At 61.9% G+C, this 24871-nt stretch carries 27 protein-coding genes; 13 read left to right on the top strand and 14 right to left on the bottom strand.

What is annotated here, in order from left to right:
- Positions 1-75 precede the first annotated feature (75 nt).
- The 4 genes from ACMGF9_RS16105 to ACMGF9_RS16090 all read right to left on the bottom strand — a co-directional run bounded on the left by ACMGF9_RS16105 (position 76) and on the right by ACMGF9_RS16090 (position 5141).
- Positions 76-1656, bottom strand: a complete 1581-nt coding sequence (locus ACMGF9_RS16105; protein ID WP_015377186.1) for a malate:quinone oxidoreductase — start codon at positions 1654-1656, stop codon at positions 76-78.
- 460 nt (positions 1657-2116) lie between these two features.
- A complete protein-coding gene (phoA, locus tag ACMGF9_RS16100) occupies positions 2117-3544 on the bottom strand; it encodes an alkaline phosphatase (RefSeq protein ID WP_160125259.1) in 1428 nt (475 codons plus the stop codon).
- Between the two features lie 131 nt (positions 3545-3675).
- Complete coding sequence (locus ACMGF9_RS16095) at positions 3676-4383, bottom strand: glutathione S-transferase N-terminal domain-containing protein (RefSeq protein ID WP_414160322.1); 708 nt, start codon at positions 4381-4383, stop codon at positions 3676-3678.
- Between the two features lie 74 nt (positions 4384-4457).
- Positions 4458-5141: an ArsR/SmtB family transcription factor gene (locus ACMGF9_RS16090; RefSeq protein WP_015377188.1), complete on the bottom strand. Its 684-nt coding sequence runs from the start codon at positions 5139-5141 to the stop codon at positions 4458-4460.
- A gap of 175 nt (positions 5142-5316) precedes the next feature.
- Here ACMGF9_RS16090 and ACMGF9_RS16085 point away from each other — a divergent pair, with 175 nt between their 5' ends.
- The gene (locus tag ACMGF9_RS16085) at positions 5317-5664 is read left to right on the top strand and encodes an antibiotic biosynthesis monooxygenase family protein (RefSeq protein WP_015377189.1); all 348 of its coding nucleotides are present in this window, start codon (positions 5317-5319) and stop codon (positions 5662-5664) included.
- A gap of 32 nt (positions 5665-5696) precedes the next feature.
- Here ACMGF9_RS16085 and ACMGF9_RS16080 read toward each other — a convergent pair whose 3' ends face one another.
- Positions 5697-6428, bottom strand: coding sequence for an isochorismatase family protein (locus ACMGF9_RS16080; RefSeq protein WP_414160321.1), 732 nt, complete (start codon positions 6426-6428; stop codon positions 5697-5699).
- Positions 6429-6560: 132 nt separating this feature from the next.
- Between ACMGF9_RS16080 and ACMGF9_RS16075 the strand changes: the two genes are divergently transcribed.
- Entirely contained in the window at positions 6561-7457 is an 897-nt protein-coding gene (locus ACMGF9_RS16075; protein ID WP_075685593.1) for a LysR family transcriptional regulator, read from the top strand.
- Between the two features lie 325 nt (positions 7458-7782).
- Here the strand turns inward: ACMGF9_RS16075 and ACMGF9_RS16070 are convergent, their stop codons facing one another.
- The 4 genes from ACMGF9_RS16070 to ACMGF9_RS16055 form a co-directional block, all read right to left on the bottom strand.
- On the bottom strand, positions 7783-8289 hold the full coding sequence (locus tag ACMGF9_RS16070) for a GNAT family N-acetyltransferase (RefSeq protein ID WP_414160320.1): 507 nt from the start codon (positions 8287-8289) through the stop codon (positions 7783-7785).
- 62 nt (positions 8290-8351) lie between these two features.
- On the bottom strand, positions 8352-8609 hold the full coding sequence (locus tag ACMGF9_RS16065) for a YjhX family toxin (RefSeq protein ID WP_004939031.1): 258 nt from the start codon (positions 8607-8609) through the stop codon (positions 8352-8354).
- A gap of 233 nt (positions 8610-8842) precedes the next feature.
- On the bottom strand, positions 8843-9313 hold the full coding sequence (gene cynS, locus ACMGF9_RS16060; RefSeq protein ID WP_004939029.1) for a cyanase: 471 nt from the start codon (positions 9311-9313) through the stop codon (positions 8843-8845).
- A 19-nt stretch (positions 9314-9332) separates the two neighbouring features.
- Positions 9333-9986: a carbonic anhydrase gene (locus ACMGF9_RS16055; protein ID WP_049187339.1), complete on the bottom strand. Its 654-nt coding sequence runs from the start codon at positions 9984-9986 to the stop codon at positions 9333-9335.
- A gap of 111 nt (positions 9987-10097) precedes the next feature.
- Here ACMGF9_RS16055 and cynR point away from each other — a divergent pair, with 111 nt between their 5' ends.
- Complete coding sequence (gene cynR, locus ACMGF9_RS16050; protein ID WP_015377195.1) at positions 10098-11048, top strand: transcriptional regulator CynR; 951 nt, start codon at positions 10098-10100, stop codon at positions 11046-11048.
- Here cynR and ACMGF9_RS16045 read toward each other — a convergent pair.
- Positions 10972-11403, bottom strand: coding sequence for a hypothetical protein (locus ACMGF9_RS16045; RefSeq protein WP_015377196.1), 432 nt, complete (start codon positions 11401-11403; stop codon positions 10972-10974). The genes cynR and ACMGF9_RS16045 overlap by 77 nt on opposite strands.
- Positions 11404-11461: 58 nt before the next feature.
- Positions 11462-11929, bottom strand: coding sequence for a winged helix-turn-helix transcriptional regulator (locus tag ACMGF9_RS16040; protein ID WP_021504286.1), 468 nt, complete (start codon positions 11927-11929; stop codon positions 11462-11464).
- Positions 11930-11992: 63 nt separating this feature from the next.
- On the opposite strand from ACMGF9_RS16040, the gene ACMGF9_RS16035 reads away from it, so the two are divergent.
- Positions 11993-12220 carry a tautomerase family protein gene (locus tag ACMGF9_RS16035; protein WP_004939015.1) on the top strand — a complete coding sequence of 76 codons (228 nt, stop codon included), beginning with the start codon at positions 11993-11995 and terminating at the stop codon, positions 12218-12220.
- A 136-nt stretch (positions 12221-12356) separates the two neighbouring features.
- On the top strand, positions 12357-13949 hold the full coding sequence (locus ACMGF9_RS16030; RefSeq protein WP_004939011.1) for an ABC-F family ATPase: 1593 nt from the start codon (positions 12357-12359) through the stop codon (positions 13947-13949).
- Between the two features lie 51 nt (positions 13950-14000).
- Here the strand turns inward: ACMGF9_RS16030 and moeB are convergent, their stop codons facing one another.
- Both moeB and moeA read right to left on the bottom strand, forming a co-directional pair.
- Entirely contained in the window at positions 14001-14756 is a 756-nt protein-coding gene (moeB, locus tag ACMGF9_RS16025) for a molybdopterin-synthase adenylyltransferase MoeB (protein ID WP_414160318.1), read from the bottom strand.
- Positions 14757-14758: 2 nt separating this feature from the next.
- Positions 14759-15997, bottom strand: a complete 1239-nt coding sequence (gene moeA, locus ACMGF9_RS16020; RefSeq protein ID WP_414160317.1) for a molybdopterin molybdotransferase MoeA — start codon at positions 15995-15997, stop codon at positions 14759-14761.
- A 157-nt stretch (positions 15998-16154) separates the two neighbouring features.
- Between moeA and ACMGF9_RS16015 the strand changes: the two genes are divergently transcribed.
- From ACMGF9_RS16015 to ACMGF9_RS15980, 8 genes are all read left to right on the top strand, one after another.
- On the top strand, positions 16155-16691 hold the full coding sequence (locus tag ACMGF9_RS16015; RefSeq protein ID WP_004938999.1) for a DUF924 family protein: 537 nt from the start codon (positions 16155-16157) through the stop codon (positions 16689-16691).
- Positions 16692-17049: 358 nt separating this feature from the next.
- On the top strand, positions 17050-18006 hold the full coding sequence (locus tag ACMGF9_RS16010; protein WP_414160316.1) for an isoaspartyl peptidase/L-asparaginase family protein: 957 nt from the start codon (positions 17050-17052) through the stop codon (positions 18004-18006).
- A 19-nt stretch (positions 18007-18025) separates the two neighbouring features.
- Positions 18026-19900 carry a dipeptide ABC transporter ATP-binding protein gene (locus ACMGF9_RS16005; RefSeq protein ID WP_015377210.1) on the top strand — a complete coding sequence of 625 codons (1875 nt, stop codon included), beginning with the start codon at positions 18026-18028 and terminating at the stop codon, positions 19898-19900.
- A gap of 23 nt (positions 19901-19923) precedes the next feature.
- Positions 19924-21459 carry a glutathione ABC transporter substrate-binding protein GsiB gene (gsiB, locus tag ACMGF9_RS16000; protein WP_004938996.1) on the top strand — a complete coding sequence of 512 codons (1536 nt, stop codon included), beginning with the start codon at positions 19924-19926 and terminating at the stop codon, positions 21457-21459.
- 52 nt (positions 21460-21511) lie between these two features.
- Positions 21512-22432, top strand: coding sequence for a glutathione ABC transporter permease GsiC (gene gsiC / locus ACMGF9_RS15995; RefSeq protein WP_021504290.1), 921 nt, complete (start codon positions 21512-21514; stop codon positions 22430-22432).
- Positions 22433-22441: 9 nt separating this feature from the next.
- Positions 22442-23350, top strand: coding sequence for a glutathione ABC transporter permease GsiD (gsiD, locus tag ACMGF9_RS15990; RefSeq protein ID WP_198386563.1), 909 nt, complete (start codon positions 22442-22444; stop codon positions 23348-23350).
- A gap of 81 nt (positions 23351-23431) precedes the next feature.
- Positions 23432-23674, top strand: a complete 243-nt coding sequence (locus ACMGF9_RS15985; RefSeq protein ID WP_078061989.1) for a type II toxin-antitoxin system CcdA family antitoxin — start codon at positions 23432-23434, stop codon at positions 23672-23674.
- Positions 23675-23676: 2 nt separating this feature from the next.
- Entirely contained in the window at positions 23677-23985 is a 309-nt protein-coding gene (locus ACMGF9_RS15980; protein WP_073528876.1) for a CcdB family protein, read from the top strand.
- Positions 23986-24021: 36 nt separating this feature from the next.
- Here the strand turns inward: ACMGF9_RS15980 and fghA are convergent, their stop codons facing one another.
- Positions 24022-24864 carry an S-formylglutathione hydrolase gene (gene fghA / locus ACMGF9_RS15975; RefSeq protein WP_015377214.1) on the bottom strand — a complete coding sequence of 281 codons (843 nt, stop codon included), beginning with the start codon at positions 24862-24864 and terminating at the stop codon, positions 24022-24024.
- Between the last annotated feature and the right edge of the window lie 7 nt (positions 24865-24871).

Here is a 24871-nt window from a genome sequence, read left to right as displayed (position 1 = left end):
AAATGCTCTTTGAACGGCAGGGGAATAAAAGAAAGGCCGCATAAAGCGGCCTTTTCAGTAGGAAGTGACGGAAAATCAGTTAGTTTCTGGTTTCACTTCAATGTAGTTCAGACCCAGCACGCTGCTGGTGTAACCGCGGATCTTGTTGGTCATCTCGATATCGCCGTTCAGCTTGTGGCCGTAGGACGGGATGATCTCTTTCAGCTTGCTCTGCCATTCCGGCGTCGCCACTTTGTCTTTGAACACGGTTTCCATCAGGTGCAGCATGATTGGCGCAGCGGTGGAAGCGCCCGGCGAAGCGCCCAGCAGAGCGGCGATGCTGCCGTCTTCAGAGCTGACGACTTCGGTGCCGAACTGCAGCACGCCGCCTTTATCCGCGTCTTTCTTGATGATCTGTACGCGCTGGCCTGCGGTCCACAGCTTCCAGTCTTCCTGCTTGGCGTCCGGGAAGTACTCTTTCAATGCGGCGAAGCGATCGTCGTCGTTCATCATCAGCTGGCCGACCAGGTATTTCACCAGATCGAAGTTATCCAGACCGACGTGGGTCATCGGCATCAGGTTCGAGGTGCTCAGCGAGTGCAGCAGATCAAACAGCGAACCGTTCTTCAGGAACTTGCTGGAGAAGGTGGCGAACGGCCCGAACAGCAGCACGCGCTTGCCGTCCAGCATGCGGGTATCCAGGTGAGGCACGGACATCGGCGGCGAACCTACGCTGGCCAGGCCATACACTTTGGCCAGGTGCTGGTTGGCGATCTCCGGGTTGGTCGTGACCAAGAACTGGCCGCCGACCGGGAAGCCGCCGTAACCGTCGGCCTCAGGGATGCCGGATTTCTGCAGCAGGGTCAGGGACGCGCCGCCTGCGCCGATGAACACGAACTTGGCGTTAACGGTGGTTTCTTTACCGTCGCGGTTCAGATCGGCAACGGTTACGCTCCAGGTCTGGTCGGCGTTGCGCTTGATGTCGCGCACTTCGTGGCTCAGGTTCAGCTTGAACTTGTCGCTGGCGCTCAGTGCGTCAACCAGCTGGTGGGTGATCACGCCGAAGTTAACGTCGGTGCCCAGCGGCATGCGGGTCGCGGCGATTTTCTGCGCCGGATCGCGGCCGTTCATCACCAGTGGCGCCCACTGTTTGATTTGCGCAGGGTCTTCGGAGTATTCCATGCCGCGGAACAGGGTGCTGTGCTGCAGCGCCGCGTAGCGTTTACGCAGGAAGTTGACGTTGTCGTCGCCCCACACGAAGCTCATGTGCGGCACGCTGTTAATGAAGGATTTCGGATCTTTCAGGACATTGTTTTTCACCTGATAAGACCAGAACTGACGGGAGATTTCGAAAGACTCGTTGACCTTCACCGCCTTGCTGATGTCGATGGTGCCATCGGCTTTTTCCGGCGTGTAGTTCATTTCGCTGAAGGCGGAGTGGCCGGTACCGGCGTTGTTCCAGCCGTTGGAGCTCTCTTCCGCCACGCCGTTCATGCGCTCGTACATGTCGATGGTCCAGGTCGGCTCCAGCTCATGCAGATAGGTACCCAAGGTGGCGCTCATGATGCCGCCGCCGATCAACACCACGTCGACGGTTTTATTCTTCTCTTCAGCCGCCGCCTGTTGCGTAACGCCAAACAGGCTGAGACTGAAAATCAGGACGAGTAATTTTCTCATTGAATTAAATCTCTTGTGTGTAAATTCTACTCATTGCAGGTGAAAGAATTTAGCGGGAGTTACCCTGGAAATAATGAAGCCGACCGCCCGGCGTGAGCCGATAGGCAGCAATAATGCCTTTTTGTTAATAGGGTTTTTAACGAAAAGTGAACTATTGCAGGCCGTCCGGGTGCAAATTGATCGGTTCACGTTACTGGCGGGGTATTATTGTTTGCGAGAATGTTAAAAACTACTTTTGTAACTAAAAAAAATGAATATAAGCAAAAATAGGCCGGTTGCTGTCGTAGTAATAAACAAAGAGGGAAGAAAGGTCGTATAACCGCGTTATTTTCGGGGGTTAATTGTCGCGCAATTAAACGTTATTTCGTTATCACACAATAATTGCGGTTAAATTGCAAATACCTATCGGTAACCAATAATAAATGGCCGCCGTTGCGGGCGGCCATCGTGCAGAAGGCGGTTACTTGATGCCCATCGCATCGCGCATGGTGAAGAACAGATCGGTCTGATCGGTCAATCCCACCACGTTGGCGGCGTGCGGGCCGTAGGCCGCGACGCGCAATTGGGTGCCGGTGTGCCCCTGCGACTCTTCTTCCGAGTTGCCGTAGCTGAGGGTCATCGGCGCGCCGTCTTTGGTGGTCAGCATCTGGGTCAGGCCCGGCGCTTTGGCGTCGGCGGCGACGATCTGGCTGGAGTGTGCATGGTCGGCGGTGACGATCACCAGCGTGTTGCCGTCGGCGCGGGCGAAGGCCAGCGCTTTTTGCACCGCTTCGTCCAGATCGACGGTTTCACCAATCTGCCCGCACGGGTTAGCGGCGTGATCCTGCTTATCGATCGACGCGCCCTCTACCTGCAGGAAGAAGCCGTTCGGGTTATCTTTCAACAGTGCGATCGCTTTTTCGGTCATCGCCGCCAGCGTTGGCGTGGCCGCGGTGCGCGCCGGGTTGTTTTCGCAGGTTACCGCCGGCTTGTCGAGGTTGCCGTGATAGCTGGCTTTCGGCCCCAGCCAGCGCACCGGCATGTTGCCGTCGGCGAACAGACCCAGCAGCGGTTTTTGCTGGTTGGCCAGCGTAACGGCCTGCAGCTCATCCGCGTTGCTCACCCACTGGTAACCTTGCGCCGCCGCCTGATCTTTCAGCGATTTTCCTCGCCATTCGCCGCTTTTCGCCAGCTGGTTGAAGGACTTCGCGCCGCCGCCCAGCGTGACGTCGGCGCGGGTTTTCAGCAACTGCTCGGTGATGGAGCCGCGGCCGCCGTTTTCCAGCGCGTTAGCGGCGCATTTCTCGCTGGTTTCCTCCGGGCCGTAGCATTTGCGCGAGGTGACGTGCGACACCAGCGCCGCCGGCGTAGCGTCTTGCAACTCGGCGGTGGAGACGTTGCCGGTGGCCTTGCCGGCCGCCTTGGCGATCTCCAGCAGCGTCGGCTGATCTTTGCCGTTCACGTCCACGCCGAGCGCGCCGTTATAGGTTTTCACCCCGGTGGTCCAGGCGGTGGCGGAGGCGGCGGAATCGGTCACGTAATCCGGCTTGTGGGTTTTCTTGTCCAGCGAGTAGTGGGTGTATTGCCCGGTCAGCGGCAGGGCGTCGATGCCCTTGAAGTAACCGCCTGCGCCTTCAGCGTAGTTGCGCGCGGCGGTGATCTCGGAATCCCCCATGCCGTCGCCGATCAGCAGAATCACGTTTTTCGCCGTTTTGTCCGACAGCGACGCCTTCAGCGCGGCGGTCTGATCGCCGGCCAGACGACGGGCGCCGCCCGGTTCGGCGAGGTTGCCGCGCGCGGCGCGTTCGGTCAGGCCATCGGCATTGGCCGAGGTTTCCGCCGCGATGGCGGAGGAACAGAGCAGGGCGGACAGCACGGCGCCGGCGATCAGGGATACAGCAGGTTGCATGGGGTAAGCTCCTTGTCGTAATACAACAATGTAAATAACATCAAATTGTTACGAAAGGAGAGTAGAGCAGAGGGATGACAATTTTATGACAATGAAAGACGGGATGGCCCGGCGGCCACCCCGTTTGACAATCAGGCCGCGCGCGCCGGAATAGCCAGCCCGCGCTGCACCGCCGGCCGCGCCAGACCGCGCTCCAGCCACTGCGCGACGCACGGGAAACTGTCGAACGCCACCAGTTCGCGCGCCTCATAGAAGCCGATCAGGTTACGCACCCAGCCCAGCAGCGAAATATCGGCGATGGTGTAGTCCGCACCCATGATCCAGTCGCGGCCTTCAAGGCGCGTTTCCAATACGCCGAGCAGGCGTTTCGATTCGTTTTTGTAACGCTCCAGCGGCCGCTTGTCTTCATATTCGCGCCCGGCAAACTTGTGGAAGAAACCGAGCTGGCCGAACATTGGGCCGACGGCGGCCATCTGGAAGAACACCCACTGAATGGTTTCGTAACGCTGCGCCGGATCCTGCGGCAGGAAACGGCCGCTCTTTTCCGCCAGGTAGAGCAGAATGGCGCCGGATTCGAACAGCGGCAGCGGCCGGCCGCCGGGGCCGTCGGGATCGATGATCGCCGGGATCTTGCCGTTCGGGTTCAGCGCCAGGAATTCCGGCGTCCAGGTCTCGTTGTTGCCGATGTCGATCAGGTGCGCTTCATAAGGCAGGCCGATCTCTTCCAGCATGATGGACACTTTGACGCCGTTCGGCGTCGGCAGAGAGTAGAGCTGCAGCCGTTCCGGGTGCTGAGCCGGCCAGCGTTTGACGATCGGGAATTGGGTGGAATCGAGCATGGAAACTCCTCGGGTTGGCGGGGTTGCTTAAGCGTACCCCTTGAGTATTGCAGTAAAACTACCCCGCCGCCGGGTTACACCGTGAGGTCAAAATGTGCGGCCAGCGCTTTTTTACCGGCGGGGGGCAGCTGCAGTTCGCGGCTGTCGAGCCGGCGGACGATCCAGCCGCGTTGGATAAAGGCGGCTAACAGCGCGGCGCCCAGCGCGCCACCGAGGTGAGAGCGGCGTTCGCTCCAGTCCAGGCAGCCGCAGGCGAAGCGGCGGCGGGTGGGAGCGGGGGAGCAATCGACGCCCAGCCGCGCCAGCGCGGCCTGACCGATGTCGCTTAACCGGTAGTCTTCCTCGCCGGTCAGCCAGTTCAGCGCATGCAGCCGATCGTGCAGCTTCACCGCCACCTCGCCCGCCATATGGTCGTAACAGGTGCGAGCATATTGCAGCGAGGTGGGCGTGCTGCTTTTCACCGACGGGCGCGGCACGCCCGCCAGCGCCATCAGACCCTCCAGCGCTGCGGCCACCGGTTGCCCGGCCAGCCGAAAATAGCGATAGCGCCCCTGTTTGACGCAGGCAATCAGCCGCTGCTCCAGCAGCTTCGCCAGATGTGCGCTGGCGGTAGACGGGGCGACCTCGACCGCCGCGCTGAGCTCGGTGGCGGTGTAGGCGCGCCCATCCATCAACAGGCACAGCATGCGCGCCCGGGTGCGGTCGGCGATGGCGGCGCTCAGCGCCGCTAAACGATCTTCTATCTCGATGTTATGCATACTTCGAGGTTAGACGAAGTATGACGGCGCGTCCATCGCTAGCCTGTAGCTATCGCAGTCTGGTGCTGTGCGTCCGTGTCCGCTGGATATTGATGAGCGGGCGTTGAAATCGGTGCAGTGGCGCCGTTCACTGAATGCGCGCGTGCCGGAATTTTACCGTTGAGAGGAGACGAGGATGATTGCCGTGATTTTTGAACTGCAGGCCGCCGACGGGCTGCGCGATACCTACCTGACGTTGGCGGCGGAGCTGAAGCCGCTGCTGGCGCAGATCGATGGATTCATTTCCATCGAGCGGTTTCAAAGCCTGGCCGATCCTGCGCGCCTGCTGTCGCTCTCCTTCTGGCGCGACGAGGCGGCGGTGCAGCAGTGGCGCAATCTCGAGCAGCACCGGGCGGCGCAGGCGCGCGGCCGTGGCGAAGTGCTGGCGCAGTATCGGCTGCGGGTGGCGGAGGTGGTGCGGGACTACGGGCTGGAAAGTCGCGACCAGGTGCCGCAGGATAGCCGTTGTTATCACCGTACCTGAGAAAAAGCCCGCCGCCGGCGGGCTTTCACCCGCTATTTCGCCTCGCTGCCCACCTTCATCGCCCCGGCGTAGCTGGCGCCCATCCCCCAGGCGGCGCCGTGGTCGCGAGCGATCTGCAATACGCCCCCCGCCGTGGCTTTACGGCTCCAGTCCTGCTGCCATTCCAGCATCAACGCTACCCAGTTGATGGGCGTGGCGCCCGCCTGAACCAGACGCTGCATGGCGTTGTTTTGGCTGTCTGGCGTAATGTCGCCGGTGACGTCCGACAGGATATAAACCTCATAACCCTCGCCCAGGGCGGACAGCGCCGGCAGCATCACGCAGCTGGCGGTCCACAGCCCGCCGATGATGATTTTCTTGCGGCCGGATTGTTTGATCAGATCCACCACGCGCCGATCCTGCCAGACGTTGATGGCGGTGCGGTCGTACACCTGCAGGTCCGGGCGCGCCTGCGTCACCTGCTGGAATACCGGCCCGGCGAAGCTTTTGGCGTTGGCCGAGGCCAGAATGGTCGGCACGTTGAACACTTTGGCGGCCTTGGCGATGCCGGCGGCGTTATTCACCAGATTGGTTTGATCGATAGAGGAAATGGTCATGCCGAACATGTCCTGCAGATCGACCAACAGCAACAGGCTGTTGTCGGCGGTCAGCGGCTGCACATAACCCGCCTGGCGGCTATTGGCGGCGGGGGATTGCGCCAGCGCGGCGACGGGGGCGGTGGCGGCGCTCAGGCCGAGCATCAGGGCGAACAGGGTCTTTTTCATTATTAACTCCATTATTATCAGTAGATTAAATTCACTTACCACTCAGGGAAGCGGTTGGATAAAGTCTACTTAGGTTGTTGGGGTTAATAATCTGTGTTTTATTGAATTTATAATTAACTATCAGGACATAATATGGACGTGCTACTGACGATGCGCGCCTTTCGCCGCGTGGTTGAGCGCAACAGTTTCTATAAGGCGGCGGAGGATCTGGCGATCACGCCGGCGGCGTTGAGCAAGCAGATTAAGCAGTTGGAAAGCCGGTTGGGGACGCTGTTGCTCGTGCGCACCACCCGCAGCATGAGCCTGACCGAAGCCGGGCAGATCTATTACCAGGAAGCCTGTCGGTTGCTCGGCGAGTTCGACGCGCTGGAACAGACGGTTGCCGCCAGCGCGCAGCAGGTCTCCGGCACGCTGCGGGTCAATGCGCCGCTCTCATTCGGCCTGACGGTGCTGTCGCCGCTGTTGCCGCTGTTTATGCAACGTTACCCGCAGTTGCAGGTGGAACTGACGCTGGACGACAGGGTATTGGACGTAGTGGCGGCTGGTTTCGATATTTCCTTGCGCATTCGCCGACGGCTGCCGGACTCTTCCCTCAGCGCCCGGGCGCTGGGTGAAGTGCACCAGCGAATTTGCGCCGCGCCCGGCTATTTGGCGCAGCACGGCATGCCGCAAACGCCGAATGAATTACAGCGACACAGCTGTCTGGCCTATTCCCTGGCGGAAAGGCCGGGGCAGTGGCAGTTCACCGCCGGCGAGGAGAGCCTGAGCGTGGCGTTCACGCCCCGGTTGATCGCCAACAACAGCCTGATGCTGCGGGATATGTTGGTGGCGGGATTGGGCATCGGTTCGCTGCCGTCGTTCGTGGCGGATCCCGAGATCGCCGCCGGCAGGCTGGTGCGGCTGTTCCCTGAACAGATTGCCGAAGTGCATCAGGTCTTCGCGGTTTACCCGACGCGCCGGCATGTGCAGCAGAAAGTGAGTTTATTCACCGAGTTTGTGCGAGAGCATGGATTGATGACGGCGAATTGACAACGGCGTACGGTTGTCATATTCATTAGCTATGAAAAAATCCTACCGCCCATTCGCGCAAATTATTATCACCCTTCTCCAGAGGGTGGGGTAGCGCGTGTGTCGCCAATAAAAACCCGCCGGCAGGCGGGTTTTTTTATCCCCTTCCGGCAACGACCGGAGAACGTTATGCAAACCCATCCTGCAACCCGTTTGCACTGAGCGAGGCGGAGTTTGAGCACCTGGCGCAGTATTTTGTTCCCCCGGCGGAAGAGGAAGGGATGACTATCTTGCGTTATGGCGAGCGGGACTGAAAACCGGCGCCATGACGGCGCCGGCAACAGGGTTAGGCTTCGGCGTTAAACGCGTTGTGGAAGGTGACCTCCGCGCACGGCAGCGCGCCCTGGAAGGCGACGGCGCGGAAGTAGTCTTGCGGCACGCCCGGCAGGGTCAGCGCGCTCTGCGCCTGGAAGCCGAAACGGCCGTAATAGCTCGGATCGCCCAGCACCACGCAGCCTGCGGCGCCACGCTCCTGCAGCTCGGCCAGCAGCCGGCGAATAAGCCGGCTGCCGATCCCCTGGTTCTGACAGGCCGGCAGCACCGATACCGGCGCCAGCCCGAACCAACCGACGGCGCCGTTGCTGAGTGCGACCGGTGAGACGGACGCGTGCCCGAGCGGTGTGCCATTGTGCTCGGCGACCAGCGACAGGGTGAGGGCTCCCGCCGCGCGCAGCGCATTGACGATAAACTGCTCGGTGTGGCTGCTGTGTTCGGCGTGCAGGAATGCGGCGGCGGTCAGGGTGGCGATGGCGCCGACGTCGGCCGGCGTTTCGTGGCGTAACGTGATGTTCATGGTTGTGTCCTGATTCAATAACGCTGTGCCGACCGGGCTGCCTGCCCGGCCGGTATCGATGATTAACGGTTATCCAGCTGCGCCCGCACGGCCTTGAGCCCGGCGAAGGTGACGCGATAAGGGCGCCCCTGGCGAGAGAGGATCAGGCGTTTGGTTTTGAGCTTGGTGAAAACGGCCAGCGAGCAGTCGGCCAGGCCGAGCCCTTCGCGGGTGTAGCATTCGACGTGGGTGACGCGACCGGCGTCGTTGCGGGTGAAGGCGATATAGCCACCTTTGGCCAACACGTGCAGCACGCGTTGTTCCGCTTTGGAAATGTTCATGTTGGGAGATCCTGTAATAACCCCAGATACGCGCATCCCCGCGCAAACGCGCGTCGGATACGTCAGAGTCCCTCGCCATGCGGCAAGGAAGCGACTATCGGGTGGTTACAATCTCCAACATACAGGCCTCGGGCAGTGAAAAACGCCAGGACGGCGTTTAAGCGCAGTTAATGTAGCCAATGGCCGGTTGGCTGTCAATTTGCCGGCGACGCGGGCCGCCGGCGCAAGGCCAATCAGAAAGGTTTGGTCGGCAGGTATTTGCCGTCCAGGGTGATCACCGCGCGTTCGCCGCCGTCCGGATCGGCGACCTTCTTGATATCCAGCTTGAAGTTGATGGCGCTGATGATGCCGTCGCCAAACTGCTCGTGCACCAGCGCTTTCAGCGTGGAGCCGTAGACCTGCAGCATTTCATAGAAACGATAAATGGTCGGGTCGGTCGGCACGCCGCCGGGAATGCTGCCGCGCAGCGGGATGGTTTGCAGCAGCTGCACCGCTTCTTCATCCAGCCCCAGCTTGGCCGCCACGGTGCGCGCTGCCGGTTCCGGCAGCGCATGCTGCCCCAGCAGGGCGGCGGTGACAAACGCCAGGCTGAGGCCGGTGCCCTCGGCCAGCGCTTCGAACGTCAGGTTATGGCGGATCTTGGCGGCCATGATGGTGTCGGTGAGCGCTTCGCGCGGGGCGGCGTTATGCAGAGAGTGTGTCATGTTGGCTCCTTTTGTTGGCTTAAAAACGGGCGATCGCCGGCGTGGCGGTCACCTCGGGATGGGTGGCGAGCGATACGAAGCGGCGGGTTTCGCCGTCCAGCGCCTCGATAGCGCCGCTGGCGATGTCATAGACCCAGCCGTGCAGCGTCAGGCGGCCCTGATCCAGCGCCAGGGCGACGGAAGGGTGCGTTTTGATGTTGTTGAGTTGGGCGATGACGTTCTCGCGCACCATCGACGCGACCCGGGCCTCGTCGGAGACATGCGGATAAGCCTGATTGACCGCCTTGGCGGAATCGGCGTAACGCAGCCAGCCGGCGACCGTCGGCAGGTGATCCAGACACTGACAGGTGGCGATGGCGGTCATTGCGCCGCAGTCGGAATGGCCGCAGATCACGATATCTTCCACGCCCAGCGCGGCGACCGCGTACTCGACCGAGGCGGTCACCCCGCCGGGTTCGGGGCCGAAAGAAGGCACGATGTTACCGGCATTGCGGATAACGAACAGATCGCCCGGCTCACGCTGGGTGACCAGCTCGGGCACCAGGCGGCTGTCGGAACACGAGATAAACAGCGTACGCGGATTTTGGCGGGTCGCCAGCCGCTGAAACAGCGCCGTGCGTTCAACAAAGGCTTCGCGCTGGAACTTCAGGAAGCCCTCAATCACCTCTTTCATTGTTTTTCTCCCTGGGGGGTAAGCGATGACGGCATGATGAACGCTTCTGGCTATAGGGTCTAAGACCCATTTATAATGATGGCTATAGGTATTACTAATAGTTGGGGCGCTATGCTGCTGCGACATATCCGTTATTTTCTGGCCGTGGCCGAACAGGGCAATTTCACTCGTGCCGCCGAAGCGCTGCACGTCTCGCAACCGACCTTGTCGCAGCAGATCAAACAGCTGGAGGATGCGCTGGGAGCGCCGCTGTTCGATCGCAGCGGCAGAAGGGTGCAGCTGACCGACGCCGGTGAGGCCTGGATGCGCTATGCGCGCCTGGCGCTGCAGGATCTGGACGCCGGCGCGCGGGCGATCCATGACGTGGCGACGCTGGCGCGCGGCCATCTGCGGCTGGCGATGACGCCAACCTTCACCGCCTATCTGGTGGGGCCGACGATCGATGCGTTCTACCGCCGCTACCCGGGGATTACGCTGAGCATTGAGGAGATGGCGCAAGAGCGGATTGAGGCGCTGCTGGCGCAGGATCGGCTGGATCTGGGCATCGCCTTTGAGATGGCGCAGTCGGTGGAGGTGGAAGCGACGCCGTTGTTCAGTGAGACGCTGGAGCTGATGGTCGGCGCCGAACATCCCCTGGCGGCGCGGCGCCGGCCGCTGACGCTGGCGGAATGGCGGCATCTGCCGCTGGCCTTGCTGAGCGGCGACTTCGCCACGCGCCAGTTTATCGATCGCTACTGCACGCAGCTCGGTTTCCGGCCGCTGGTGGCGGTGGAGGCCAATGCGTTGGGCGCTATCGTCGAGATCGTGCGGCGCGGGCAGCTCGCCACGCTGTTGCCGGCCGCCATTGCACGCGAGAACCGGCAGTTGAAAAAAGTGGCGCTGGACAACGCCATGCCGGCTCGGCAGGCGGTGTTGCTGCAGCGCCAAGGCGCTTACCGCAGCGCCGCCGCACAGGCATTTATCGCCGTTTTGCAGCAACAGGGCGTTACGCCAACGCCCCCCAGCGCTGCGTCATCCCCAGCAGATGCACCAGCCCGAAGCCGAGGCAAATCAGCGAGCTGACGATGATAAAGCGTTGGCTGCGGCCGGTGTCGCGCAGGGCGAAAGGGCCGGCGACGCCGCGCAGCAGGTAGATAAAGGTGATGATAAACAGCGCGGGCCGCAGCAGCGGCAGCGGCGCGATCAGGCCCGCGCCGGACAGCGCATACAGCGCCCAAATAAACAGCACCAGCGCGATACCGGCGGTGACGACGGCCGGGAACTTTTTACCCGCTTCCGCCGCCTTAATGAAGCGATCGCCGGCGCCGCACAGCCGATAGCCGCGCGGCCCGGCGGTGATCACCCAAATATGCAGCAGGGCGGCGATGGCGCTCAGCGCAGCGCCGATCAGCAGCGCGGTGTTATAGAGGTGTGGCATGGTTCAGCATCCTTGTCATCAACATGTCTGGCATCAAGCGTAGACCAGAATGGGTAAGTCAGGCCGGGGGGAGCTCAACGGCCGACATTTGCAGCGCGTCTTCAGGCACCACGCGGGCCTGCGCATCGATAAATGCCAGCTGCACCGGCAGCCCGCTGTGTTTATCCACCAGTTGAACGTGGGGGGTGTCATGCAGAATATGCCGGTGGCCCCATGCCATCAGCGCAACCAGGATGGGCCCCAGGCTGCGTCCCTTGTCCGTCAAGACATATTCATGTCGCTCACGCTCGCCCGGCTCCCGGTAAGCGCGTTTGGCCAACAGTTCTTGTTCTACCATGGCATTCAGACGGTTGCTCAACGCCTGGCGCGAAGCGCCGATATTCTCGCGCAGCTCTTCAAAACGGCGAACGCCGTAGAATGATTCGCGCAGGATCAGCAACGTCCAGCGATCGCCAAGCAGGTCCGCGGCCTGCGCCAGCCCGCACAGGGCAAGAGAAACGGTAGGGAGATCGGGAGATTTTGACATGGGCATTTTCCTTCGCTAGTCTAAGTCTTGTTTTTAGACTTATCTATATTCAAGGAGAGTATAATGCCATTTGTTAATGTGCAAACGGTGAAAGGCATGCTGGATGAACGGCAAAAAAGCGAATTGCTGTCCCGCATTACCGATCTGTTGGTGGAGATAGAAGGGCGAGGCGATCCGGCGTTCAGGCAGTCGGTTTGGGTCAGAATCGATGAACATGCGCCCGAACAATGGAGCCTGGGCGGTGTGCAGCCGACGGCGGCGATGATTGCCGCGAAGTTCCCGCCGCGTTAATTCAACTATGCCGCCTGCGAAAAGGATAGGATGCCGCAGGCGCTCAAAATGTCACCGAAACTTCCCGCGATCTCTGTACCCCGTTGTGGCATAATGCGCGCCAAATCACATTCCCTATGTATAAAGAGCGAGCGCTGTGTTAAGCACTAACAACATCACCATGCAGTTCGGCAGTAAGCCGTTGTTTGAAAACATCTCTGTCAAATTCGGCGGCGGCAACCGTTACGGCCTGATCGGCGCCAACGGCTGCGGCAAGTCCACCTTTATGAAAATCCTCGGCGGCGATCTGGCGCCGAGCGGCGGCAACGTGTTCCTCGATCCGAACGAGCGCCTGGGTAAACTGCGTCAGGATCAGTTCGCCTTCGAGCAGTACAGCGTGCTGGATACCGTGATCATGGGCCACACCGAACTGTGGGCGGTGAAGGAAGAGCGCGACCGCATCTACGCCTTGGCGGAGATGAGCGAAGAAGACGGCTATAAAGTGGCCGATCTGGAAGTGGCCTACGGCGAAATGGACGGCTACAGCGCCGAAGCGCGTGCCGGCGAACTGCTGCTCGGCGTTGGCATCCCGGTGGAACAACACTACGGTCCGATGAGCGAAATCGCGCCGGGCTGGAAGCTGCGCGTGCTGCTGGCGCAGGCGCTGTTCTCCGATCCGGAAATCCTGCTGCTCGACGAACCGACCAACAACCTGGACATCGACACCATCCGCTGGCTGGAAAACGTGCTCAACGAGCGCAACAGCACCATGATCATCATCTCGCACGACCGTCACTTCCTGAACATGGTCTGCACCCACATGGCGGATCTGGACTACGGCGAACTGCGCGTTTATCCGGGCAACTACGACGAATACATGACCGCCGCCACCCAGGCGCGCGAGCGTCTGCTGGCGGACAACGCCAAGAAGAAGGCGCAGATCAATGAGCTGCAATCGTTCGTCAGCCGCTTCAGCGCCAACGCCTCCAAATCCAAGCAGGCCACCTCGCGCGCCCGCCAGATCGACAAGATCCAGCTGGAAGAGGTGAAAGCCTCCAGCCGCCAGAACCCGTTCATCCGTTTCGAACAGGACAAGAAGCTGTTCCGTAACGCGCTGGAAGTGGAAGCGCTCACCAAGGGCTTCGACGAAGGCCCGTTGTTCAGCAAGCTGAACCTGATGGTGGAAGTGGGCGAGAAGGTCGCGGTGCTGGGCGCCAACGGTATCGGTAAAACCACCCTGCTGAAAACGCTGGTGGGCGACGCGCAGCCGGACAGCGGTACCGTGAAGTGGTCGGAAAACGCCCGTATCGGTTACTACGCGCAGGATCACGAATACGAGTTCGACGACACCCTGAGCGTGTTCGACTGGATGAGCCAGTGGAAGCAGGAAAAAGACGACGAGCAGGCGGTGCGCAGCGTGCTGGGCCGTCTGCTGTTCAGCCAGGACGACATCAAGAAGAAAGTGAAGGTGCTGTCCGGTGGCGAGAAGGGCCGCATGCTGTTCGGCAAGCTGATGATGCAGCGCCCGAATATTCTGGTGATGGACGAACCGACCAACCACCTGGATATGGAATCCATCGAATCGCTGAACATGGCGCTGGAGATGTACGAAGGCACGCTGATCTTCGTCTCCCACGACCGTGAGTTCGTCAGCTCGCTGGCGACGCGCATTCTGGAAATCACCCCGAACAAGGTGATCGACTTTACCGGCAACTACGAAGACTATCTGCGCAGCCAGGGCATCGTGTAAGCCTCGCGGCAACGCATCAGGGCGGGAATTATCCCGCCCTTTTTTTATCCGTCATTCCCCGCCGCACACCTCGCAGTGCGGATCCTTCGGCAGCTTTATCTCGCGGAACTGCATGCTCATCGCATCGAACATCAACAGTTTGCCGCGCAGCGGTTGACCATAGTCGGCCAACAGCTTGATGGCTTCCATCGCCTGCAGGGTGCCGATAGTGCCGACCAGCGGCGCCATCACGCCCGCTTCGACGCAGGTGAGGGCGCTGTCGCCGAACAGCCGGCTCAGGCAGCGGTAGCAGGGCTCGCCCGGCTGATAGGTGAACACGCTGAGCTGGCCTTCCATACGGATCGCCGCGCCGGAAACCAGCGGTTTGCGCTGTGCGTGGCACAGGTGGTTCAGCGCGTCGCGCGCCGCCACGTTGTCGGTGCAGTCCAGCACCAGATCGCAGGCGGCGATCTCTGCCGCGACCGCGTCATCTTCCAGACGGCCGTCGATGGCATCGATGCGGATATGTGGATTGATGGCGCTCAGTTCCTGCCTGGCGGAGCTGACTTTGCTCTGGCCGATGCGATCGTCGCGGTGCAGGATTTGGCGCTGCAGATTGGAGAGCGAGACGGTGTCGAAATCCACCAGCACCAGATGGCCGACGCCGGCCGCCGCCAGATAAGGCGCGGCGGCGCAGCCCAGCCCGCCCAGCCCGGCGATCAGCACGCGGGCGGCCTTCAGCTTCTCCTGGCCGTCGAAGTCAAAGCCGCGCAGCACGATCTGGCGGTTGTAGCGCAGCGCTTCGGCGTCGGTCAATTCCGGCAACATGTTCAGCTCCTCAGCAGGGCGTTGAACGGCTCGATCTCCACCGTTTCACCCGCCGCCACCGAACCGCGTTCGCGCTCCAGCACGATGAAACAGTTGCCCTGGCTGTAGGAGCTGAAGACGTGCGAGCCCTGGTGGCCGGTGGTGCTGACCTCCAGTTCGCCCGCGGCGTTGCTGCTGAACACGCCGCGCTGAAAATCGAGGCGGCCCGGCGATTTCTTCAGCGGCGTCAGCGCCCGCGCGCGCAGGCGCGGCGGCAGGCGCCAGTCGCTGTGGCCGGCCAGCTTCGCCAGCAGCGGTTGCACCAGCTGGTAGAAGGTCAGGGCGGCGGAAACCGGGTTGCCCGGCAGGCCGCAGAACCAGGCGTGGCCCAGTTTGCCGAAGGCGAACGGTTTGCCGGGTTTGATCGCCAGCTTCCAGAAGCTGACCTGGCCCAGTTCGTCGAGCATCTGTTTGGTGTAGTCGGCTTCGCCGACCGAGACGCCGCCGCTGCTGATCACCACGTCAGCCTGGCTGTCCGCCTGTGTAAAGGCGGCGCGCAGCGCGTCGCGATCGTCGCGGATAATGCCGAGATCGAGCACGTCACAGCCCATCTGCTCCAGCATCAGGCGCACCGCGAAGCGGTTGGTGTCGTAGATCTGGCCTGCCTGCAGCGGCTGGCCGACCGGCTGCAGTTCGTCGCCGGTGGAGAACACCGCGACCTTCAGCTTACGCATCACCTGCACTTCGGCGACGCCGAGCGAAGCCAGCAGCGGCAGCTGCGCGGCGCCCAGCCTCACGCCGGCCGGCAACACGCTGGCGCCTTGGCGAATGTCTTCACCCGCCAGACGGATATTCTGGCCGGCTTCTACCGGGGCGGTAAAACGCACGCCCTGGTCGCTCACTTCGGCCTGCTCTTGCATGACAACCGCTTCCGCCTCGGCCGGGATCGGCGCGCCAGTCATGATGCGCACGCAGCTGTTGGCCGGCCATTGGCCGTCGAACGGCGCGCCGGCGAAGGCTTTCCCGGCGATCGGCAATGGCGCATTGGCCGCCAGATCGGCGAGGCGTACCGCATAACCGTCCATCGCCGAGTTGGCGAATGGCGGCACGTCGAGCGGTGAGACCACCGGCGCGGCGGTGATGCGGCCGGCGGCGGCGGTCAGCGCGACGGATTCGGTTTGCTGCAGCGGTGCGATCTGCCCGAGCATTTTTTCCAGCGCTTGCTCCAGGGAGATGAGATCGGAAGTATGGCAATGATCCATAAGGGGAACTCCGTAATCAGGGTGCGCAATGATAGCGACAAAGTGCGGCTATTATGGCAGAGAACGCCGGGGGGGAGAACGGGTTATGCCCGCCATCTTTCGCACTGCGCCGGAAGCGCGAACGGGTATAAACTGCCTAAAACACAGGAGGATCATGATGCATAAACAGGTTATCGAGTTCTGGTTCGACGAGATCGAACCGGTGATGTGGTTCAAAAAGGACGATGATTTCGATCGTCTGCTGCACAGCCGCTTCGGCGAAATCTGGCGGGCGGCGGCGGCGGGGGAACTGGCGCACTGGCGCGACACCATCGAAGGGCGCCTGGCGGAGGTGATCGTGCTCGATCAGTTCAGCCGCAACCTGTTTCGCGGCACGCCGCAGTCGTTCGCCTGCGACGGCATGGCGCTGGTCCTGGCGCAGGAGGCGATCCGCAGCGGCGAGTGCGAACGGCTGAGCCGTGAGCAGCGCGGCTTCCTTTATCTGCCGTTCATGCATTCGGAATCGCCGCTGATCCACCAGCAGGCGCTGGTGTTATATACCGAGCTTAATAACGGCGACCAGCTGGAGTTCGAGCTACGGCATAAGGCGATCATCGATCGTTTCGGCCGCTACCCGCATCGCAACGCAATATTGGGGCGCATCAGCACGCCGGAAGAAGAGGCCTTTTTACGGCAGCCCGGCTCGGGTTTTTAATCGTCGGATCATCTGCGCCCGGCCGGGGAAAAAACAGCAGGCCGGGCGCCACAATAAGCGTGACTCAGCGCGAACGTTTATTTCATTACGCCATGCCGCTATTTCCTCTCGCGAAATTACCAATAATCCCAGCCGCACTGTCAGCGGTTTGCCGCTTTTTATAACCTGCTGTTTTTATTCCAATAAGCTATTTCAAGGTGCGAAATGGTCTAAGCGCGCTACGCTAAAAGCGGGACGTGGACGTTATGCTGTACTTCCACTGTAGGACTAAATAGAGTCGAAAAAGACTGAATAATAATGATACCGCGCTCAGCTTATTCGCTGCGCAACGGCGGGATTAACACAGGGTGTCAGGCAAATGAGCAAACCAGTGATTGCCATTCATGGCGGCGCGGGCGCAATTACCCGGGCGGCGTTGAGTGCGGAAAAAGAACGGCAGTATATCCAGGCGCTGTCCGAGATCGTGGCCGCCGTGCAGGCGGTACTGGCGCAGGGCGGCAGCGCGCTGGACGCGGTGACCGAAGCGGTGCGGCTGCTGGAGGAATGCCCGCTGTTCAACGCCGGCAAAGGCTCGGTGTTTACCCATCAGGGCACCCACGAACTGGACGCCTGCGTGATGGACGGCCGCACCTGCGACGCCGGCGCTGTCGCCGGCGTCAGCCATATCCGCAACCCGGTGCTGGCGGCGCGCGCGGTGCTGGAAAACAGTGAGCACGTGCTGTTTGCCGCCGAAGGCGCCGAGAAGTTTGCCGCCGCCCACGGCCTGGAAATGGTTACTCCCGACTTCTTCTTTACCCAGGAACGCTTTGATCAGTTGCACCGCGCCCAGGCGGAGCAGGGGCGGGTCTTGCTTGATCACGACGGCGCGGCGCAGGCCGGCGATCCGCTCGATCCCGATCGCAAATTCGGCACCGTCGGCGCGGTGGCACTGGATGCGCTGGGCAACCTCGCCGCCGCCACTTCCACCGGTGGCATGACCAACAAGCAGGCCGGGCGGGTAGGCGACACGCCGATCATCGGCGCCGGTTGCTATGCCAATAACGCCACGGTGGCGGTCTCCAGCACCGGCACCGGCGAAATCTTCATGCGCGGCGTGGCGGCCTATGACGTCTCTGCCCTGATCGAATACGGCGGCCTCAGCCTGCAAGAGGCCAGCGATCGGGTGGTGATGGAGAAGCTGCCGGCGCTGGGCGGCAGCGGCGGCATGATCGCCGTCGATCGCCACGGCAATATCGCGCTGCCGTTCAACAGCGAGGGGATGTACCGCGGTTTTGGCTATGTCGGCGATGCGCCGTCCGTCGGGATTTATCGCTAAGCGTTCACCGGGAGGGTGTATGACCGACGTTTCATTCCGGCCCGCCGGCGACGGGCTGCCATTGCCGCCGCAGCGTGTGCTGTCGGTGCGCGATCTGAGCATCAGCTTTCCTCAATCGGAAGGCGCCGTGGAAGCGGTGCGCAACCTGTCGTTCGAGCTCGATCGCGGCGAGACGCTGGCGATCGTCGGTGAGTCCGGTTCCGGCAAATCGGTGACTTCACTGGGGCTGATGCGGCTGGTGGAGCAGGGCGGCGGGCGCATCGTCGGCGGCGCCATGACGCTGCGCCGGCGCGACGGCGCGCTGCTCGATCTGGCGCGCGCCTCGCAGAGCACGCTGCGCACGGTGCGCGGCGCCGATATGGCGATGATCTTTCAGGAGCCGATGACCTCGCTCAACCCGGTGTTTCCGGTCGGCGAGCAGATCGCCGAATCGCTGCGTTTGCATCAGGGCATGGATCACCGCAGCGCGCGCCAGGAGGCGCTGCGCATGCTCGATCTGGTGCGTATTCCGGAGGCTAAAGAGGTGCTGGGGCGCTACCCGCACCAGCTTTCCGGCGGCATGCGCCAGCGGGTGATGATCGCCATGGCGCTCTCCTGCAAGCCGGCGCTGTTGATCGCCGATGAGCCCACCACCGCCCTCGACGTCACCATTCAGGCGCAGATCCTGCAGCTGATCCGCGTGCTGCAACAGGAGATGCAGATGGGGGTGATTTTCATCACTCACGACATGGGGGTGGTGGCGGAGATTGCTGACCGGGTGCTGGTGATGCGCCGCGGTGAGCAGGTGGAGCAAAATCGGGTGCGCGAGCTGTTCGCCACGCCGCAGCAGGCCTATACCCGGGCGCTGCTGGCGGCGGTGCCGAAGCTGGGGGCGATGGCCGATCGGCCGCTGCCGGCGAAGTTTCCGCTGCCGGGGGGCGAGGAGGATGAAGCGCCGCAGGATACCGTGCCGCCAGGCGCCGCGCCGATCCTGCGGGTGGATCATCTGGTCACGCGTTTTGATCTGCGCGGCGGGCTGTTCAATCGGGTCACTCGCCGGGTGCACGCGGTGGAAAACGTCAGTTTCGATCTTTACCCCGGCGAGACGCTGGGGCTGGTGGGCGAGTCCGGCTGCGGCAAGTCCACCACCGGGCGTTCTTTGCTGAAACTGGTGGACAGCCAGAGCGGCACCATCACCTTCGCCGGGCGGCGAATCGATCGGTTGAAGGGGCCGGCGCTGCAGCACCTGCGGCGCGATATTCAGTTCATCTTTCAAGATCCTTACGCCTCGCTCGATCCGCGCCTGACGGTCGGTTTTTCCATCATGGAGCCGCTGCTGGTGCACAACGTGATGCGCGGCCGGGAGGCGGAACGGCGGGTAGCCTGGCTGTTGGAACGCGTCGGCCTGTTGCCGGAACACGCGCGCCGCTACCCGCACGAATTTTCCGGCGGCCAGCGCCAGCGTATCTGCATCGCACGCGCGTTGGCGTTGAACCCGAAAGTGGTGATCGCCGACGAGGCGGTTTCGGCGCTGGACGTGTCGATTCAGGCGCAGATCGTCAATCTGCTGCTCGATCTGCAGCGCGAGTTCGGCATCGCTTTTCTGTTTATTTCACACGACATGGCGGTGGTGGAGCGGATCAGCCACCGGGTGGCGGTGATGTACCTCGGGCAGATCGTCGAGATCGGCCCGCGGCAGGCGGTGTTCGACAATCCGCAGCATCCCTACACCCGCAAGCTGATGGCGGCGGTGCCGGTGGCCGATCCCGCTCACGCCCACAAACGGCAGCCGCTGCCGGCCGATGAGATCCCGAGCCCGGTGCGCGCGCTGGGCGATGAACCCGTTACCGCACCGCTGGTGCAGGTTGGCGCCGGGCACTTTGTCGCCCGCCACCCGATCGCCGGTGCTTTTTAAAGACCTCAGGAGAGACAAGCGACATGAAGCACACATTCAAACGCAATGCGCTGTTGGCCGCCGTACTGCTGGCGGCGGGAACCGGCCCGGTCTGGGCGGCGAAGGACGCGGTGATCGCCGTGGCCTCCAACTTCACCACCCTCGATCCTTACGACGCCAACGACACGCTGTCGCAGGCGGTGGCCAAGTCTTTCTATCAGGGGCTGTTCGGCTTTGATAAGGACATGAAGCTGGTAAACGTGCTGGCGGACAGCTATGAGGTCAGCAAAGACGGCCTGACCTACACCGTCAAACTGCGCCAGGGCATTAAATTCCACGACGGCACCGCGTTCAACGCCGAGGCGGTGAAGGTCAACCTCGATCGCGCCAGCAACCCGGACAGTCACCTCAAGCGCTACAACCTGTTCAAGATGATCGACAAAACCGAAGCGGTGGACGCCAATACGGTGAAGATCGTGCTGAAGGCGCCGTTCTCGGCGTTCGTCAACAATCTGGCGCACCCGGCGGCGGCGATTATCTCGCCGGCGGCGCTGAAGCAATACGGCAAGGAGATCGGTTTCCACCCGGTCGGCACCGGGCCTTATCAGTTCGTGACCTGGAACCAGACCGATTTCGTCAAGGTGAAGAAGTTCGACGGCTACTGGCAGCCGGGGCTGCCGAAGCTCGACAGCATCACCTGGCGCCCGGTGGTGGATAACAACACCCGCGCGGCGATGCTGCAGACCGGCGAGGCGACTTTCGCCTTCCCGATCCCTTACGAGCAGGCCAAGGTGCTGGAAGGCAACGCCAAGCTGGACGTGGTGGCCGCGCCGTCGATCTTGCAGCGTTACATCAGCATGAACGTCACCCAAAAGCCGTTCGACAACCCGAAGGTGCGCCAGGCGCTGAACTACGCCATCAACAAGGACGCGCTGATCAAGGTGGCGTTCGCCGGTTACGCGGTGCCGGCGGAAGGGCCGGTGCCGCCGGCCATCGATTTCGCCGCCCGCTATAAGCCGTGGCCGTACGATCCGGCCAAGGCGCGCGAGCTGCTGAAAGAGGCCGGCTACCCGAACGGCTTCACCACCACGCTGTGGTCTTCCCACAACCACAGCACCGCGCAGAAAGTGCTGCAGTTCACCCAACAGCAGCTGGCGCAGGTGGGGGTGAAAGTGACGGTGACGGCGATGGATGCTGGGCAGCGCGCGGCGCAGGTGGAGAGCGTCGGGGTGAAAGACACCGGCGTGCGGCTGTTCTACACCGGCTGGTCGGCCTCGACCGGGGAAGCGGACTGGGCGCTGTCGCCGCTGTTCTCCACCCAGGCGGCGCCGCCGAAGCAGTTCAACACCGCGTTCTACAGCAATCCGCAGGTGGACAAGGATCTGACCGACGCGCTGGCGACCACCGATCGCGCCGAGAAGCAGAAACTGTATCAGGACGCGCAGGATCGTATCTGGGCCGACGCGCCCTGGATCTTCCTGGCGACCGAACGTCTGTTGTCGGCCAACAGCAAACAGCTGAGCGGTTTCTACGTGATGCCGGATACCTCGTTCAACTTTGATAACGCCGATCTGAAATAAGGCGCCCATCCCCGCCTGCGGCCAGACGGCGGCGGGCGGGGGAAGGAATGAGATGCTCAATTATTTTCTGAAACGACTGCTGGGCCTGATCCCGACGCTGCTGATCGTGGCGGTGCTGGTGTTCCTGTTCGTCCACCTGCTTCCGGGCGATCCGGCGCGGCTGGCGGCGGGGCCGGAGGCCGACGAGGCGGTGGTGCAGCTGGTGCGCAAGGATTTGGGGCTGGATAAGCCGCTGCCGCAGCAGTTCGCGCACTTTTTCGTCAACGCGCTGCGGGGCGACTTCGGCATCTCGATGGTGTCCAAACGCCCGGTGAGCGAAGAGATCGCCTCGCGCTTTCTGCCGACCTTCTGGCTGACCGTCACCAGCATGCTGTGGGCGGTGGCGTTCGGTCTGGCGATCGGCGTGGTGTCGGCGGTGTGGCGTAACCGTTGGCCGGATCGTCTCGGCATGACGCTGGCGGTATCGGGGATCTCGTTCCCGGCCTTTGCGCTCGGCATGCTGCTGATGCAGGTGTTCTCGGTCGAGCTGGGGTGGCTGCCGACGGTGGGCGCCGACAGCTGGCGGCACTACATTCTGCCTTCGGTAACCCTGGGGGCGGCGGTGGCGGCGGTGATGGCGCGCTTCACCCGCGCTTCGTTCGTCGAGGTGCTGCAGGAAGACTACATGCGCACCGCCCGAGCCAAGGGCGTGCGGGAAAGCGTGGTGGTGATGAAACACGGCCTGCGCAATGCGATGATCCCGGTGGTGACCATGATGGGGCTGCAGTTCGGCTTCCTGCTCGGCGGTTCGATCGTGGTGGAGAAGGTGTTCAACTGGCCGGGGCTGGGGCGCTTGCTGGTGGACTCGGTGGAGATGCGCGATTACCCGGTGATCCAGGCCGAGGTGCTGCTGTTCTCGCTGGAGTTCATCCTGATCAACCTGCTGGTGGATATGCTGTACGTGGCGATCAACCCGGCGATTCGTTACCAATGAGGACGCGGCATGATTAAGCATTGGCGGCGCAACGCCGCACTGAGGGCGATGCCGCTTATTGACCCCAACGCGGTACGCACGCCGTGGGGTGAGTTTTGGCGGCGTTTTCGCCGCCAGCGGGCGGCGTTGGTCGCCGGTCTGTTGGTGCTGCTGCTGATCGCGGCGGCGCTGCTGGCGCCTTATCTGGCGCCGTTCGATGCGGAAAACTATTTCGATTACGACCGGCTGAACGAAGGGCCTTCGCTGATGCACTGGCTGGGGGTGGATTCCCTCGGGCGCGATATCTTCAGCCGCATCCTGATGGGCACGCGCATTTCGCTGGCGGCCGGGGTGTTCTCGGTGCTGGCGGGTGGGGCGATCGGCACCTTGCTGGGGCTGCTGGCCGGTTACTATGAGGGCTGGTGGGATCGCCTCACCATGCGCGTCTGCGACGTGCTGTTCGCGTTTCCCGGCATCCTGCTGGCGATCGGCGTGGTGGCGATCATGGGCAGCGGCATGGCCAACGTGATCGTCGCGGTGGCGATCTTCAGCATTCCGGCCTTTGCCCGCCTGGTGCGCGGCAACACGCTGGTGCTGAAGCACCTGACCTATATCGAGTCGGCGCGCAGCATCGGCGCCTCGGACTGGACCATCATTCTGCGGCACATTCTGCCGGGCACGCTGTCGTCGATCGTAGTCTATTTCACCCTGCGCATCGGCACCTCGATCATCTCCGCCGCCAGCCTGTCGTTTTTGGGACTGGGCGCCCAGCCGCCGACGCCGGAGTGGGGGGCGATGCTCAATGAGGCACGCGCCGATATGGTGATCGCGCCGCACGTGGCGATCTTCCCCAGCCTGGCGATATTCATCACCGTGCTGGCGTTCAACCTGTTGGGGGACGGATTGCGCGACGCGCTCGATCCGAAGCTGAAGGGGTGAGGGTATCGCTGAATTGGCATACCCCTGTTTTACGAGTATAATTGATGAAAATTTGACCCGTGTATGTTACAGGGATGAGGAATGGATATGGCAAATAACAATGTGACGAAAAAGACAGTCAACGTAACCATCGATCGCGATCTTTTCCAGCGTGCAAAATCCCTGGGCGTTAATGTGTCATCCGTATTGACAGACGCATTGAGCGTCCGTGTCAGGGATATTGAGATTCAACAGTGGCGCGAGCAAAATCGCGCGGCGTTAGAAGAACTTAATCGCATCACTGAAGAAAATGGTTTGTTGTCTGATGAATATCGGACATTTTGAATATGCAGTTTACCGTATATGACAATACGTATCCGGCATCAGCCTATCCCTACTTACTGGACGTTCAAAGCGATCTTATTGATGCCCTCTCGACCCGGTTAATGATCCCTCTTTATGCTTTGGATAACGTCAGAGTTAAAATTTCTGCACGCCTGTGCCCGGAGATTGAGGTAAACGGCGAAAAGTTTCTCGTTATGACCCATGAGATGGCAGCCGTACGTATTTCACAGATCGGGAAGGCCGTTGGTAATGCCAATGAGCACAGGAATCAAATTAAAGCTGCCATCGATTTTCTGATTGATGGCTTTTGAAGAAATCCGGGCGGTTTAACCGCCCGGATTTTTTTATCAGCGGAACAGGTGCTCGGCGTGGAAGCGCAGGTGATCTTCCACGAAGGTGGCGATGGTGAAGTAACTGTGATCGTACCCCGGCTGAATGCGCAGCGTCAGCGGCCAGTCGCGCTGGCGCGCCAGTTCGGCCAGCCGCGCCGGCTGCAGCTGATCGGCCAGGAACTGGTCGTCGTCGCCCTGATCGATAAGGACCGGCATTTTCTCCGCGCCGCTGGCCAGCAGATGGCAGCTGTCGTACTGCAGCCACTGGCTTTCGTCGCTGCCCAGATAGGCGGTGAAGGCTTTGCGGCCCCACGGCACCTGGCACGGATTGACGATCGGCGCGAAGGCCGATACCGAGCGGAAGCGCTGCGGGTTGCGAAACGCCATCATCAGCGCACCGTGGCCGCCCATCGAGTGGCCGAAGATCGACTGACGATCGCTGACGCTGAAGTGCTGTTCGATCAGCGCCGGCAGTTCGGCGCTGATGTAGTCGTACATGCGGAAGTGACGATCCCACGGCGCCTGGGTGGCGTTCAGGTAGAACCCGGCGCCCTGGCCCAGGTCGTAGCCTTCGTCGTTCGGCACTTCGTCGCCGCGCGGGCTGGTGTCCGGCATCACCAGCACCAGGCCCAGCTCGGCGGCGATGCGCTGCGCGCCGGCTTTCAACGTGAAGTTCTCGTCGTTGCAGGTCAGCCCCGACAGCCAGTACAGCACCGGCGGCGGGTTGTCATCGCGCGGCGGCGGCAGGTAGATGCTGAATGTCATGTTGCAATTCAGGCTCTGCGCCGCGTGGCGATAGCGCTGTTGCCAGCCGCCGAACATGCGGTGCTCTTCGAGAAGTTCCAATGACAACGTCATCTCTGCC

It is taken from the genome of Serratia sp. BNK-23 (assembly GCF_047456145.1).
Taxonomy (GTDB): Bacteria; Pseudomonadota; Gammaproteobacteria; order Enterobacterales; family Enterobacteriaceae; genus Serratia; species Serratia nematodiphila.
The sequence above is the reverse complement of the archived record's forward strand: the minus strand, read 5'-3'. Positions and strand labels throughout refer to the sequence as shown.

Excerpts from the sequence above, each read along its gene's own strand:
- ACMGF9_RS16105 (WP_015377186.1), bottom strand. The coding sequence starts at position 1,656 with ATGAGAAAATTACTCGTCCTGATTTTCAGTCTCAGCCTGTTTGGCGTT.
- phoA (WP_160125259.1), bottom strand. The coding sequence starts at position 3,544 with ATGCAACCTGCTGTATCCCTGATCGCCGGCGCCGTGCTGTCCGCCCTG.
- ACMGF9_RS16095 (WP_414160322.1), bottom strand. The coding sequence starts at position 4,383 with ATGCTCGATTCCACCCAATTCCCGATCGTCAAACGCTGGCCGGCTCAG.
- ACMGF9_RS16090 (WP_015377188.1), bottom strand. The coding sequence starts at position 5,141 with ATGCATAACATCGAGATAGAAGATCGTTTAGCGGCGCTGAGCGCCGCC.
- ACMGF9_RS16085 (WP_015377189.1), top strand. The coding sequence starts at position 5,317 with ATGATTGCCGTGATTTTTGAACTGCAGGCCGCCGACGGGCTGCGCGAT.
- ACMGF9_RS16080 (WP_414160321.1), bottom strand. The coding sequence starts at position 6,428 with ATGAAAAAGACCCTGTTCGCCCTGATGCTCGGCCTGAGCGCCGCCACC.
- ACMGF9_RS16075 (WP_075685593.1), top strand. The coding sequence starts at position 6,561 with ATGGACGTGCTACTGACGATGCGCGCCTTTCGCCGCGTGGTTGAGCGC.
- ACMGF9_RS16070 (WP_414160320.1), bottom strand. The coding sequence starts at position 8,289 with ATGAACATCACGTTACGCCACGAAACGCCGGCCGACGTCGGCGCCATC.
- ACMGF9_RS16065 (WP_004939031.1), bottom strand. The coding sequence starts at position 8,609 with ATGAACATTTCCAAAGCGGAACAACGCGTGCTGCACGTGTTGGCCAAA.
- cynS (WP_004939029.1), bottom strand. The coding sequence starts at position 9,313 with ATGACACACTCTCTGCATAACGCCGCCCCGCGCGAAGCGCTCACCGAC.
- ACMGF9_RS16055 (WP_049187339.1), bottom strand. The coding sequence starts at position 9,986 with ATGAAAGAGGTGATTGAGGGCTTCCTGAAGTTCCAGCGCGAAGCCTTT.
- cynR (WP_015377195.1), top strand. The coding sequence starts at position 10,098 with ATGCTGCTGCGACATATCCGTTATTTTCTGGCCGTGGCCGAACAGGGC.
- ACMGF9_RS16045 (WP_015377196.1), bottom strand. The coding sequence starts at position 11,403 with ATGCCACACCTCTATAACACCGCGCTGCTGATCGGCGCTGCGCTGAGC.
- ACMGF9_RS16040 (WP_021504286.1), bottom strand. The coding sequence starts at position 11,929 with ATGTCAAAATCTCCCGATCTCCCTACCGTTTCTCTTGCCCTGTGCGGG.
- ACMGF9_RS16035 (WP_004939015.1), top strand. The coding sequence starts at position 11,993 with ATGCCATTTGTTAATGTGCAAACGGTGAAAGGCATGCTGGATGAACGG.
- moeB (WP_414160318.1), bottom strand. The coding sequence starts at position 14,756 with ATGTTGCCGGAATTGACCGACGCCGAAGCGCTGCGCTACAACCGCCAG.
- moeA (WP_414160317.1), bottom strand. The coding sequence starts at position 15,997 with ATGGATCATTGCCATACTTCCGATCTCATCTCCCTGGAGCAAGCGCTG.
- ACMGF9_RS16015 (WP_004938999.1), top strand. The coding sequence starts at position 16,155 with ATGCATAAACAGGTTATCGAGTTCTGGTTCGACGAGATCGAACCGGTG.
- ACMGF9_RS16010 (WP_414160316.1), top strand. The coding sequence starts at position 17,050 with ATGAGCAAACCAGTGATTGCCATTCATGGCGGCGCGGGCGCAATTACC.
- ACMGF9_RS16005 (WP_015377210.1), top strand. The coding sequence starts at position 18,026 with ATGACCGACGTTTCATTCCGGCCCGCCGGCGACGGGCTGCCATTGCCG.
- gsiB (WP_004938996.1), top strand. The coding sequence starts at position 19,924 with ATGAAGCACACATTCAAACGCAATGCGCTGTTGGCCGCCGTACTGCTG.
- gsiC (WP_021504290.1), top strand. The coding sequence starts at position 21,512 with ATGCTCAATTATTTTCTGAAACGACTGCTGGGCCTGATCCCGACGCTG.
- gsiD (WP_198386563.1), top strand. The coding sequence starts at position 22,442 with ATGATTAAGCATTGGCGGCGCAACGCCGCACTGAGGGCGATGCCGCTT.
- ACMGF9_RS15985 (WP_078061989.1), top strand. The coding sequence starts at position 23,432 with ATGGATATGGCAAATAACAATGTGACGAAAAAGACAGTCAACGTAACC.
- ACMGF9_RS15980 (WP_073528876.1), top strand. The coding sequence starts at position 23,677 with ATGCAGTTTACCGTATATGACAATACGTATCCGGCATCAGCCTATCCC.
- fghA (WP_015377214.1), bottom strand. The coding sequence starts at position 24,864 with ATGACGTTGTCATTGGAACTTCTCGAAGAGCACCGCATGTTCGGCGGC.